Here is a 12,626-nt window from a genome sequence, read left to right as displayed (position 1 = left end):
GAAATGACGTGCTGAAAGAACAAGCAGGTGCTGTCCGGCTGGCGTGCCAGGTGCATTCTGTCAGGCTTGGAACGATCAGGTTGTGACGGTTTGTATCGCAGCAGGGGTCGACTATGCAGGAGGGGATTATGACTGGCAAATACGTTTTTGCTTGGGGATTAAGTGCTTACTGATATAAATGGCAAGCTTCTTACGCCGCCGCCAGAATCTTGCTGAACTGGTCGCTCAAAAAGCGCGCGACACGGTCTTGCGTGGCTTCCAGGTAGGGGATATTCATGTGATCGGAGCCCGCCACCACCTCGTCGCCAACGAGCTTGCCCAGTTTCTCCACCAATAAATCGGTATGCGAATGCGGCACCACGTCATCGAACGCGGCGCGCAGCACCAGCGTGGGTGCCATCAGCGACGGCGCGTATTTGATCGATTCGAAGCGGTGGCGCAGGATGTATTCGATGGGCATGGCGCGGAACTTGCGCTTGGCAATGGCCAGGATGGAGTCGTAGGGCGTGATCAGGACCACCGAGTGCGCCGGCCGCTGCATGGCGACCTGCACCGCCACGCCCGAGCCCAGGCTGCGCCCGACCACGCCGATGCGCGCGCTGTCGACGTGGGCGCGCGCGGCCAGCCAGTCGTACAGGAGGCGGCCATCGTCGACCATGTGCTGCTCGTCCGGGTCGCCGTGCGAGCTGCCGTAACCACGGTAATTCATGACCAGCACGGTCATGTTCGGGAACAATTTACCGGCGTCGCGCGCGACCCACGAAACTTCCTCGGAGCGGCCGCCGAAATAAATGATGCCGGGATGCGGCCCCGGTACTTGCGGCGTCATCAGCCAGCCGGCCAGGCGGGTGCCGTCGGCCGAGCGGATGACCACCTGGCGCGTGCGGTGGCCGGCGCTGCGCGGATGGTCGACTTCCCGTTTGATGGTCGGGTTGAAGATCAGCCTGCGCTGGTTGGCCGCCATGGCCGCGGTGAGGCCCAGCCACAGCATGCTGGCCAGTCCTGCAACGCCCGCCATTTTTTTCGAGTTGTCCATGCCCTCAGTTTATTCCTGTTGAGTCAAAGCATCGCTACGTATTTGCGTGTAGCGCGCAGGTGTGTGGGTGGCGGCGGTGAGGACGTCGTTTCGATACAACAGCAGGCCGCAGTATGCGCTCGCACCATACTGCTTGCTGGTAGGTTAATATATTTGCAACGCCAGCACCCGGCTGGCTCACCAGGAGACGCCCGTGCACTATCTGCTCACTTATGAACTCGCTCCCGACTACCTCGAGCGCCGCGGCGCCTTTCGCGACGAGCATCTCGGCAAAGCGTGGGAAGCCCAGCGCTGCGGCGAGCTGGTGCTGGCCGGTACCCTCGACGAGCCAGTCGACCAGGCCATTCTGTTTTTCAGTTGCAGCAGCCCGGAACCGGTATTGCTGTTCGCCGCCACCGATCCTTACGTCATCCATGGCCTGGTGAAATCGTTCCAGGTGCGCAAGTGGAACACCGTCGTCGGCGCGATGGCCGGCAACCCGGTGTACCCGGCCGACGGCGTGGTGCCGCTGCCCGATGCCGAGGAAGAAGCGCGCGCCACGGCACCGCAGACGAGCTTCTCCCCGTCTTGAGTTAGGCCTCATGTAATATTCTCCGGCCAACAATGCCGGAGAAACCATGCAAACTGCTGTGAATTTGTGGCCGCTGCTCGGGGTGGCGGTCATCGTCGTCGGCTTCCTGCTGCGCGCCCACCCGGTACTGGTGGTGGTCGTGGCCTGCGCGGTCACCGGCTTTGCCGCCGCGATGGATGTCGAACACCTGCTCACCTCGCTCGGCGCCGCCTTCATCAAGACGCGCAACCTGCCGCTGATTTATCTGTTGCCGCTGGCCGCCATCGGCCTGCTCGAACGCTTCGGTCTGCGCGAACACGCCCAGGCCGGCGTGGCGCGCATTGCCGCGGCGACCACGGGGCGCCTGCTGATTGTTTATCTGTTCGTGCGCGAGGGCAGTGCTGCGCTGGGCTTGACCAGCCTCGGCGGCCAGGCCTCGATGGTGCGTCCGCTGGTCGCGCCCATGGCCGAAGGGGCGGCCGAAGCGCGCTACCCGGCGCTGTCCGATCCGATGCGCTACCGCATCCGCGCCATGGCTGCTGCCACCGACAACGTCGGCCTGTTCTTCGGCGAAGACATTTTTGTCGCGTTCGGCGCCATTCTTCTGATGCAAACCATCCTGCGCGCCGAAGGGATCGAGGTCGATCCGCTGCACATGGCGCTGTGGGGCATTCCCACGGCGGTGACCGCCTTCATCATCCACGCCTGGCGCCTGCACCGGCTGGACGATGCGATTCGCCGGGACTCGGTGAAATGATCGTCGCCGTCGAACTGTTTTACTGGCTGATCGGCCTGCTGCTGGCCGGCGTGGCCATCATGGCCGCGCGCGATCCGGCCAATCCGCGGCGCTGGTCGACCGCGCTGTTCTGGGCGCTGTATGCGGCCCTCTACCTGGCCGGCGAAGCAATGGCGCCGGTGGGGGCGGGCGCCATGATGATTTTGATGGCGCTGATCGCCGGCTTCGGCGGCGTGCGCGCCGGCGGCCACGTGACCCTGTCGGGCGCGGCGCGTACCGCCAGCGCGCGGCGGCTGGGGCACTGGCTGTTCGTGCCGGCGCTGGTGATTCCGTTTGTCACGATCCTGTTCTCCACACTCCTGAAGGATGTCAGGATCGATGCGCGCTTCCTGCTCGACCCGAAAAACCTGACGCTGGTCAGCCTGGGCTGTGGCGCCGTCGCCGCGCTGGCGGTGGCCTGCTGGCTGACGCGCGCCTCGCCGCTGCAGGGCATGCGCGAGGCGCGCCGCCTGATCGACGCGATCGGCTGGGCACTGGTGCTGCCGCACATGCTGGCCGTGCTGGGCCTGCTGTTTGTGGAAGCCGGCGTGGGCAAGGCGGTGGCGCATGTCGTCACCGATTACGTCAACATGGAGTCGCGCCTGGTGGCGGTAGCCGTGTATTGCGTCGGCATGGCGCTGTTCACCATCGTCATGGGCAATGGTTTTGCGGCCTTTCCGGTTATGGCGGGCGGCGTCGGTATTCCGGTGCTGGTGCACCAGTACGGCGCCAATCCGGCGCTGATGGCCGCAATCGGGATGTTCAGCGCATACTGTGGCACATTGATGACGCCGATGGCCGCCAACTTCAATATCGTCCCGGCTGCGCTGCTGGAGTTGCCCGACCGCAACGCCGTCATCAAGGCGCAAATCCCGACCGCACTGCCGCTGCTGGCAGCCAATATCCTGCTGCTTTATTTCTTGATGAACCTATGAAAACCGTGCTCCTCACCGGCTTCGAACCCTTCAACGGCGCTGCCATCAACCCCGCCTGGGAGGCCGTGCGCGCACTGGACGGCTGGGAAGGGCCGGGTTTTACCGTGCACACGCGCCAGTTGCCGTGCGTGTTCGGCCTGTCGACCAGGCTGCTGCTCGACGCCATCGAAGAATGCAAGCCGGACCTGGTGATCGCCGTCGGTCAGGCCGGCGGGCGGCCCGACATCACGGTCGAGCGCATCGCCATCAACATCGACGATGCCCCGATCCCCGACAACGACCAGTGGCAACCGCTGGACGCGACCATCGTCGCGGCCGGCCCGGCCGCCTACTTCGCCACCTTGCCGATCAAGGCGATGGTGCAGGCCATGCGCGACGGCGGCGTGGCGGCCAGCGTGTCGCAGACGGCCGGAACTTTCGTCTGTAACCACGTGTTTTACGGGTTGATGCATTTCACGTACGGCTTGCCCTTGCAAGCGGGTTTTATCCACGTGCCGTTCTTGCCGGAGCAGGTGCTGGACAAGCCGGGCGTGGCGGCCATGGAACTGGCGCACATCATCGATGGCTTGCGGGCGGCGGTAACGGCGGCGGTGCATGGCGCTGGCATCAGCGCGCGCGTGGGCGGGGCGACACACTAGTTATATTTTTAATTTGTTAAATGCGTCAGCAAAAATTTATTATTTATTTCTCGCGTATTCCTATTAACAACACTCCGTAACAATTATTCGCCACGATGCCGATGTGCGCATGATATAAGTTCTCTTCGGAAATATTCAATGCAAGAACCAATGGTTGAATGTTGCCATCGGTATTATTGTATTTAACATTTGAACAATATCGCTGTCCAATCGATCCACTTTTGGCGCGCTCACCAGGCAATCAAGGAATATACAAGATGGAAACTGTAGCAGACGGCACCGAAAAAAACGGCGACAAGACTTTGGGCATCCTGGTGCACATTGGCGGCATCTTCTTCAGCTGGCTTGCACCGCTGGTCCTGTTTCTGGTGAAAAAAGACAGTGGTGATAAATTCACCATCGATAATTCACGTGAAGCCTTGAACTTTCAGATTACCGTGCTGATCATGTATATCGGCTGCTTTATTCTGTCCTTTATTCTGATCGGGCTGTTTCTGTTTTGGGTTGTCATGCTGGGCAATCTTATTTTGAGTATCATGGCCGCAGTCAAAGCCAGTGATGGCCAGGTTTATCATTATCCGATGACGATCCGCCTGATCAAATAGAATACGCTGGTGTTTGAGAAAACGGCCTCCCGACGGGAGGCCGTTTTCATTGGTGCGCACGATTGACGCGGCTCGGCGTTTGGCAATTCATCGGGCATAATCTGGATGAATCGACCCAAGGAGAATTGCCATGCGCAACTGGATATTGTCCGCAGCGAGCCTTGCATGTTTGCTTGGCTGCGCCACTCCACAGGAACAAGCAGCGAAGCAGCAAGCCCAGATGGAGCGCATGATCGGTGAATTCGGGCCGGCGTGCGACAAGCTGGGTTATCCCGCCAATTCCGACCAGTGGCGCGATTGCGTCCTGCGGCTGGGCGCGCAGAATGGCGCCGGGCGCGGCAGCGTGTCGACGTCCTTGTTCGGCAGTTGGGGCAGCTTCGGCCGCTGGGGCAGCGGCTCGGGTGTGGGTGCGGGGATATCAGTGGGGCGTTGAGGCGCAGGCGGCCGGCCAGTTTCGCCGGCCGTTCGACCTGTTGGCCCGGCGCCTGGTCGCGTTACGGAATGGGCGCCATCGTGAACAGCCCGAGCTGTTTGCTGCGCCCGGCACTGACGGCTTTGTAGGTGCCGTGGATATCCTTCTCCGCCGAGGTGCCGCTCAAAAACAGGTAGCGATTGCAGATGCTGGTGCGGCCTATCGTCAGCACGCCATGCTGCAGCTTGTAGGCCAGCGGCTCGGTCAAGGGGAAAAAGGCAGGGTCGCCGAGGCCTTGCGGCTCGACCACCAGGCGTTTCCATTTACCGCGCATGCAGGATTTGGCGGGCTCGTCGGTAAATTGCAGCGTCGCCTCCTGCTTCAGTTGACGCTGCTCGTCGAGGATGCGCACGTTCCAGCGCGAATCGATTTCCTGGGCATCGGCATCGGCGGGCGCCGTCAGAAACAGCAGGGCGGCGCAGGCGAGGAGGCGAAATGGTGTCGAAGTGAGCATAAGAGTTCGATTACAAGGATTTCAGGAAGGCCAGCAAACTCTCGCGGTCGGCCTTGGCCAGCTTTTCAAAACGCTGGCGCGCCACGTCCGCTTCGCCGCCATGCCACAAGATTGCTTCGGTGAGATTGCGTGCCCGGCCGTCGTGCAGGTAGCCGACCTTGCTAATGTCGCCCATCACCTTTTCGGTGTAGCCGATGCCCCACAGCGGCGCCGTGCGCCACATTGCACCAGTGGCTTGTCCTTCGACCAGCTTGTCGGCCAGACCGGCGCCCATGTCGTGCAGCAGCAGGTCGGTGTAGGGACGGATGGTCTGGTTGCGCAGTTCGGCAAACAGGTGGCCGGAACCGGTTTTCATTTCGCTGGTGTGGCATGCGGCGCAGCGCATGCCCTGGAACAGTTTGGCGCCGGCAGCCACCTGCACCGGGTTCACGTTCAACTCGTCGATCGGTGCGACGCCTTTCGGGAAGCCGCTCGGCAGGCTGCGCTGGGCCGGTACCGCCACCAGGGCCAGATAGCGCGACAGGGCCTGCAAGTCGGTTTCCGAGATGCCTTTCTGGGCCACCGCGCTGCTGCAACCGGCCGGGTCCGTGCCGCAACTGCGGTTCGGGTAGACCGGTGAGGTGACGGCCATATCCTGCAGCAGGGCAGCGGCGGTCTGGTGGCGCAGCGTTGCTTTCGACGCTTTCCAGCCGAAGCGGCCCAGGCGCACTGCGCCCGATTCCGGGTCGAACACGAAGTTGGCGGTGCCTTTTACGCCATCGGCGTCTGCGCTGGTGCGCACGCGTGCCAGGATGTCGGCTTCGGGCACGGCTTCGAGCAAGCCGGCGCCGATCATCGGTTGCGCGGCGCGCAGCGACGAGGCGGCCGGTACCGGGCCTTCGAAGGCCAGCACAGGCTTGCGCAGTTCGGCCTTGGTGCCGTCGGCCAGCGTGACCGCGCTGGTTTCAAAGGCGCCGACGCGCACCGTGGTGCCCCAGTTCTGCGGCACGCCGGTGGACGACAGGGCATTCATCTGGACCGACGCGCCGTATTGCGGATGCGCCACTTGCTGGCCGGCGGCGTTGAGCGCGGCGACGTGCACCGACATCTTGTCGAGTTTCTGGTTCAGCGCGCTTGGCGCGGGGCTGCGACCGTTGTTGACGTGGCAGGCGATGCAGGCGGACTGGTTGAAGCGCAGTCCCTGCAGGCCGATGGCCGCGTCCATGCGGTCGTTGCCCGGTTCATTGTGATCGCCCGTCGTGAAATTGGTGTGGGCCAGGCGGCGGCCTTCGACGAAGCGCTGCACGTTCTGCATGCCGACGTTGTTGTGCGGCTGCTGGAACATGAACAAGCCATTGTCCGAGTAGTTATACGACACCGAACCGTCGCCGCCGGACAAGGTTTCTGCCGGCAGCGGCACCGAGTTCAGGCGTGGCTGCACGCCGTACCACGGCTTCAGGCCGGAACCCACCACGTACACCCACTCCGCCGAGTAATAGCGGATGCCGCCGCTGTCGCCCACGCTGGCCATCGAGGCGACCGTGGAAAACATCGACGGCGACACTTCGATGACGTCGCCGGTGACCAGCGCCCGCGACGGGATGTTCACGCCGTTCGGAAAACCGTTGGCGTCGAGCGCCGTCATGCCCGGGTAGTTGTTGACCTGGATGGTGCAACCGCCATTGATGCCGTTGGCGTTGGTGAGCAGATTGTTGGCCGGGAAAGCGGTCGGTTTGCAGATGGCGATATTGTCGTCGACCAGTTGGCCGGGCGCCATCCAGCCATAGCCGGTCGCGCCGGGCTGGTCGATGGCGCGGAAGAAGGCGATGCCGCCTTTCAGGAAGTCAACCGTGGTGTACTGGTTCACGGTCAATACCGGCTTGGTGACGCCGGCCACGCGGCTGTTGTCGATGATCTCCACGCCCCAGCTGCGATTTTTAAAATAGTTGGTGACGAAGGTCAGGTAGTTGCCCGGGCCCTTGTCGACTGGCATACCGGTGACGGCATCGATGGTTTCGTTCAGGCCGTAGCCAATTTCATTCCACTCTTCGCCGCGCTCGCGGCCGTGGCGGGCCAGCCCGCGCGCGCCGAAGCGGGTGACCAGTGTGCCGTCCGGCAGCGAAAACTGGATCGACTCAATTGGCGCGGCGGCGGCCGGCAGCGGCGCCATGCCGGCGCCGTCGGCCGGGTATTTGAAGGCGGAGGTGGTGGCGCTGGTCAGCGTGTTGTCGATGCCGGGCGTCTTGAAACTCACTTCGAACAACGAATAGCCGTATTGGGTGGCGCGCTCGACGCCCTGCAGGCGCACGTAGCGGGCGTTGATGCCGAGGTTGAAAAATTCCTCGGTGCCGCCGGCGCCGGCCGTGACCGAGCGCACCTGGGTAAATGTGATGCCGTCGTCGGACACCTGCACCTGGTATTGCTTGGCGTAGGCGTTCTGCCACAGCAGGTTCATGTAGCCGATTTGCGTCTTCACGCCGAAATCGAACTGGATCCAGGCGGCGTCGTCGAAAGCGCTGGCCCAGCGTGTCGTGAGCTGGCCATCGATCGCCAGCGCCGCGGAATTGCCGGGGTTTTCCAGCGCGGACGAGGTGGCCGCAACCGGTTTCACGGCCACGCCGGGCGCGCCCAGTTCACCCTGCACCGGGGTCGTCGGCGCCGGGGTGGCGGGCGTGGTCGTGACGGGGGCGCTACCATTGCCGGCCGGCGCGGGCGCTGGCGTGGTCGCAGCAGGATTACCACCAGCACCACCGCCGCCGCAGGCGACCAGCAACATGGCAACCGCGAACGGTATCGTTTTCAGGAGCGTGCGCGCAGGCGCAGAAGCGAGGGTCGACATCGGTGTTGCCTTTATATTGGTACCGCAGAGAACGCCTTTAATGAGGATTAAAAACTTTCATTTTGGCAATTTTCGAGAAGATATCGCGCGCCAATTGGGGTGTCAAGCGGCGACCCCGACGGCCTTTTGGTGCGGAAAAGCACGATCGCGCGAAATGGTGTTACCAGCACAACGGCTCTGGCTATTTCGATATCGCGCTGCAATTCGCGCAGAAATCCGCTTCCCGGATGTCCGTCCACTATGGGAATCACGGTTTGCAACGCGCGATGGCGGATGGGAGAATCCGCGTGCGTCAGTCAGACATTGCAGGATTGACTATGCAAGTATCTTTTCGATAACGTGGCGCTGGTTGCTTTCTAAGCTGTAACAGTTTGTGTTATCTGGTAATCCGCTTCAATTGCCGGCAATGTTCTTCCAGTTCGGCAAACGATGGCCGCTCGCTGGCTGACACCACTTTGCGGCCGAATTCCACCGCCAGCGCCGGCGGATAACTGTTCAGGCTGGCGATAATGATCACCTTGACGCACTGGTACACCTTGGTCGATTCGGCCAGTTTGCGTTCCAGCAGGCTGGCCATCGGGCTGAACACGCCATACGCGAGCAGGATGCCGAGGAAGGTGCCGACCAGGGCCGCGGCAATCAGGTTGCCCAGTTCGGACGGCGGCAAGCCGACCGACGCCATCGTATGCACCACGCCCATCACCGCGGCGATGATGCCGAACGCCGGCAGGCCATCGGCGATTTTATGCATGGCGTGGATGGCCAGGTCGCCATCCTGATGATGGATCTCGATTTCATTGTCCATCAGGTTTTCGATCTGGAAGGGATCCATATTCCCGGACACCAGCAGGCGAAAATAGTCGGCGATGAATTCGGTCAGATGCGGATCGTCCATGATGATCGGATATTTCAGGAACAGGCCGCTGCGCTGCGGCGCATCGATATCCGGCTCGAGCGACATCAGGCCTTCTTTGCGCACCTTGGTCAGGATGTCGAACATCAGCGACAACAATTCCAGGTAGAGGGCGCTGGTTTGTTTCGATGTTTGAAACAGCGAGGGAAGCGCGGCGAAGGTCGCCTGGCGCGCCTTGCGGTCATTCGAGATGACAAATGCGCCACCCGCGCCGCCAGCAATCATCAGCAATTCGTAGGGCTGGAACAGCGGCCCCAGGAAACCGCCTTCCAATACAAAACCGCCGAAAATGGCGCCCAATACAATGATGATGCCAATCACGACCGCCACGATGACTCCCCGTTCACAGCACAAAAAAACAGGATAGCATCTTGCCGATCGGAAAGATATCAACGCTCAGTTCGCTTGTGCGGGTTCAAGCCAGTCGTTGTTTATCCGGCAGCGGGGGGCGGATTGACGATGTTCAAAAACGCCCGTAGCACCGGCGCATCTTCCTGCGCGGCGTAGGCCACCAGCAAATTCGCCGACGGCGGATTGGTCTTGATCGGCAAGAACACGACGCCCGGCCAGCCGACCCGGCTGGTGGTTTCCGGCAGCATCGCCACGCCCAGGCCCGCGCCGACCATCGCCAGCAGCGTCTGCGGTTCGGTCGCTTCCTGGTAGATGGCCGGTTGAAAACCTGCGTCGATGCAGCATTGCACCAGGTAGCGCGAGAAGGTGGAATTGGCCAGGATCAGGGTGAGCATCGGCTCGCCGGCCAGGTCGGTCAGTTCGATGTGCGGCTGTTTCGCCAGCGGGTGGTGTTCGTTGACGGCCACGCAGGCGTTTTCGCGGAAGCACAGGTCCTGGCGCAGCTGGTCGTGCTTCAGGAATACCTCGTCGAAGCGCGGTTCGCGCCAGAAGCCGACGTCGATCTGCCTGGCGCGCAGCGCTTCGTACTGGTCGTTCGGGCCCAGTTCGTGGATGGTCCAGGTTACGCGCGGATACTGCGTCTGGAACTGCTCGAGCATGCGCGGAATCGGCCCCCACATGGCCGAGCCGACGATGCCCACGCGCAGGCGGCCGACTTCGCCGCGGTCAATCTGGCGGATGGTGTCGATCGTCATGCGCATCCTGGCCAGTAAATCCTTGGCCTCCACCATCAGCGCCTTGCCGGCCACGGTCAGCTCGAAGGTACGGGTGGTGCGCGCGAACAGGCGCACCCCCAGTTCGCTTTCCAGCTTCATGATTTGCTGCGACAGCGGCGGCTGCGAGATGTGCAGGCGTTCGGCGGCGCGGCTGAAGCTTTTTTCTTCGGCCACGGCGAGAAAATATTTGAGCTGCTTCAGGTCGATCGACATAAGGGCGGCGCCGCTCAGGCCGACAGCGCGTTCAAGGCCACCGCCAGGCGTGCGCCGACCAGCGCGTTATGGCGTACCAGCGCGATATTCGTCGCCAGGCTGCGCCCGTCGGTGAGTTGCTTGATGCGACCGAGCAGGAACGGCGTGACCTGTTTGCCGCTGACGCCTTGTTCATCGGCTTCGCGCAAAGCCTGTTCGGTGATGGCGTCGATTTCGGCCTGGTCCATCGCGGCCGCTGCCGGTACCGGATTGCTGACGACGACGCCGCCGGCCAGGCCCAGGCGCCACTTGGTTTGCAGGAAGCGCGCCTGGTCTTCGGGTGTATCGAGCTGGAAGTCGGCCTGGAAGCCGCTCTCGCGCGTAAAAAAGGCCGGGAAGCCGGGCTGGCCGACGCTGATCACGGGCACGCCGTGGGTTTCCAGGTATTCCAGCGTGAGACCGATATCGAGGATCGATTTCACCCCCGCGCACACCACCGCGACGCTGGTCCGTGCAAGTTCCTGCAGGTCGGCCGAAATGTCGAAACTGGTCTCGGCGCCGCGGTGCACGCCGCCGATGCCGCCGGTGACGAACACCGGGATGCCGGCCAGTTGCGCGCAGATCATGGTGGCGGCCACGGTGGTGGCGCCCAGCTTGTTCTGCGCGAGCACGTAGGGCAGGTCGCGCCGGCTCACTTTCATGGCGTCGGGCGAGGTGGCCAGCAGTTCGAGCTGCTCTGCGGACAGGCCGATGCAGATCTTGCCGTCGATGATGGCAATCGTGGCCGGCACGGCGCCGGCATCGCGGATCACCTGCTCGACGCCGCGCGCCATCTCGACGTTCTGCGGATACGGCATGCCGTGCGAGATGATGGTCGACTCGAGGGCGACGATGGGCAAACCGGCGGCGCGCGCGGCCAGTACTTCAGCGGAGAACAAGAGGTAGTGGTGCATCGGTCAATCCTGTAAAAGTGGGGTACGGAAGGTCTCGTGCGAGATCGTCGGGCAAACGGTTTGGGTGCAGGCCAGCGTCAGCGCGGACAGTTCCAGGCCGCGCCGGCAGGCCAGGGCCAGGTCGCCGCCCAGGTTGAGGGTATGGCAGACGGCGGCGGCAAAGGCGTCGCCGGCGCCGGTGACGTCGACTGGTTCGGCGTGCGGCGCCGGCAGGTGCCCGACGCCATCGGTGCTGGTGTACCACACGCCGAGGGCGCCGCGCGTGACGATGACGTCGCGCGCGCCCTGATCCTGCAGGGCGCGGCAGGCGGCGGCGACGTCGCTGTCGGTTACCAGGTCACGCCTGACGCGCGCGGCCAGTTCGCCTTCATTGAGAATCACCAGGCGCACGCCGTGCAGCGACGCGGGCAGGCGCGCCATCTTGGGAATCGAGACCGCGACGATTATCAGCGGAACCTGGTCGCGCCCGGCCGCGTCGATCAGCGCCGCCACCGTTTCGCGCGGCAGGTTCAGGTCGACCAGCACCATGGCGGCGTTGCTGCGCAGCGTGGCGCGGATGTCGAGGCAGGCAGGCGTGAGCTGGTCGTACAGGGCCATGTCGGCCAGCGCGACGACCATCTCGCCGCCGCCGTCCAGCACCGCCGTGTAGGTACCGCTGCAGGTGTCTGCCAGCTTCAGGGTGGCGCCGGTGTCGATGCCGATAGCAGCCGCGTGGGCTAGCAGAGCGGCGCCGGCGGCATCATCGCCGACCGCCGTGATCAGGGCCACCTTGCTACCGAGCCGCGCCAGATTCTCCGCAATATTGCGCGCCACGCCGCCGAACGATTCATCGGCGTGCGCGGGATTCGAGGTGCCCATGGTGAGCGGGGCGAGCGAGCGCAGTTTGCGGTCCAGGTTGGCCGCACCGATGCAGACGATGGGGCGTCGGTCGGGCAGCACGTAGGCACGGCCGAGCAGGCGCCGCTCGCGGATCAGCGCGGCAATGTGGCCGGCGACGGCGGAGCGCGACAAGCCGAGCGCCTCAGCCAGGTCTTGCTGGGCAATATAAGGATTGTCGCGGATGAGCGCATACAGCAGCTCTTTTTTGGATGCGTCGGCCACGGAACCATCTCTTTATAAACAATTGTTTATGATCGTAAACAATTGTTTGCTAGCAGT

13 protein-coding genes are annotated in these 12,626 nt (G+C 63.1%); 6 read left to right on the top strand and 7 right to left on the bottom strand.

The window, feature by feature from the left end:
- Positions 1-190 precede the first annotated feature (190 nt).
- Positions 191-1,036: an alpha/beta hydrolase gene (locus V6M87_RS03590; protein ID WP_332848367.1), complete on the bottom strand. Its 846-nt coding sequence runs from the start codon at positions 1,034-1,036 to the stop codon at positions 191-193.
- Between the two features lie 193 nt (positions 1,037-1,229).
- Between V6M87_RS03590 and V6M87_RS03585 the strand changes: the two genes are divergently transcribed.
- The 6 genes from V6M87_RS03585 to V6M87_RS03560 all read left to right on the top strand — a co-directional run bounded on the left by V6M87_RS03585 (position 1,230) and on the right by V6M87_RS03560 (position 4,972).
- A complete protein-coding gene (locus V6M87_RS03585) occupies positions 1,230-1,607 on the top strand; it encodes a YciI-like protein (protein ID WP_442920548.1) in 378 nt (125 codons plus the stop codon).
- Between the two features lie 46 nt (positions 1,608-1,653).
- The gene (locus V6M87_RS03580) at positions 1,654-2,343 is read left to right on the top strand and encodes a DUF969 domain-containing protein (RefSeq protein ID WP_332848366.1); all 690 of its coding nucleotides are present in this window, start codon (positions 1,654-1,656) and stop codon (positions 2,341-2,343) included.
- Positions 2,340-3,296 carry a DUF979 domain-containing protein gene (locus V6M87_RS03575; RefSeq protein WP_332848365.1) on the top strand — a complete coding sequence of 319 codons (957 nt, stop codon included), beginning with the start codon at positions 2,340-2,342 and terminating at the stop codon, positions 3,294-3,296. The genes V6M87_RS03580 and V6M87_RS03575 overlap by 4 nt, the downstream gene beginning before the upstream one ends.
- Positions 3,293-3,934 carry a pyroglutamyl-peptidase I gene (pcp, locus tag V6M87_RS03570; protein WP_332848364.1) on the top strand — a complete coding sequence of 214 codons (642 nt, stop codon included), beginning with the start codon at positions 3,293-3,295 and terminating at the stop codon, positions 3,932-3,934. Before V6M87_RS03575 ends, pcp begins: the two co-directional genes overlap by 4 nt.
- A gap of 257 nt (positions 3,935-4,191) precedes the next feature.
- Positions 4,192-4,539, top strand: coding sequence for a DUF4870 domain-containing protein (locus tag V6M87_RS03565; protein ID WP_332848363.1), 348 nt, complete (start codon positions 4,192-4,194; stop codon positions 4,537-4,539).
- Between the two features lie 130 nt (positions 4,540-4,669).
- A complete protein-coding gene (locus tag V6M87_RS03560; protein WP_332848362.1) occupies positions 4,670-4,972 on the top strand; it encodes a hypothetical protein in 303 nt (100 codons plus the stop codon).
- 61 nt (positions 4,973-5,033) lie between these two features.
- Here V6M87_RS03560 and V6M87_RS03555 read toward each other — a convergent pair whose 3' ends face one another.
- From V6M87_RS03555 to V6M87_RS03530, 6 genes are all read right to left on the bottom strand, one after another.
- On the bottom strand, positions 5,034-5,465 hold the full coding sequence (locus V6M87_RS03555) for a hypothetical protein (protein WP_332848361.1): 432 nt from the start codon (positions 5,463-5,465) through the stop codon (positions 5,034-5,036).
- Between the two features lie 10 nt (positions 5,466-5,475).
- On the bottom strand, positions 5,476-8,283 hold the full coding sequence (locus V6M87_RS03550) for a di-heme oxidoredictase family protein (protein ID WP_332848360.1): 2,808 nt from the start codon (positions 8,281-8,283) through the stop codon (positions 5,476-5,478).
- Between the two features lie 376 nt (positions 8,284-8,659).
- Positions 8,660-9,526, bottom strand: coding sequence for a flagellar motor stator protein MotA (motA, locus tag V6M87_RS03545; RefSeq protein ID WP_332848359.1), 867 nt, complete (start codon positions 9,524-9,526; stop codon positions 8,660-8,662).
- Between the two features lie 101 nt (positions 9,527-9,627).
- A complete protein-coding gene (locus V6M87_RS03540; protein ID WP_332848358.1) occupies positions 9,628-10,536 on the bottom strand; it encodes a LysR family transcriptional regulator in 909 nt (302 codons plus the stop codon).
- 14 nt (positions 10,537-10,550) lie between these two features.
- Positions 10,551-11,468 (bottom strand): pseudouridine-5'-phosphate glycosidase, encoded by a 918-nt coding sequence (locus tag V6M87_RS03535; RefSeq protein WP_332848357.1) that lies wholly within the window; start codon positions 11,466-11,468, stop codon positions 10,551-10,553.
- A gap of 3 nt (positions 11,469-11,471) precedes the next feature.
- Complete coding sequence (locus tag V6M87_RS03530) at positions 11,472-12,569, bottom strand: carbohydrate kinase (protein WP_332848356.1); 1,098 nt, start codon at positions 12,567-12,569, stop codon at positions 11,472-11,474.
- Positions 12,570-12,626 lie beyond the last annotated feature (57 nt).

Source organism: Massilia sp. S19_KUP03_FR1 (genome assembly GCF_036688685.1).
GTDB lineage: Bacteria > Pseudomonadota > Gammaproteobacteria > Burkholderiales > Burkholderiaceae_D > JALYUM01.
This window is presented reverse-complemented; position numbering and strand designations above follow the sequence as displayed.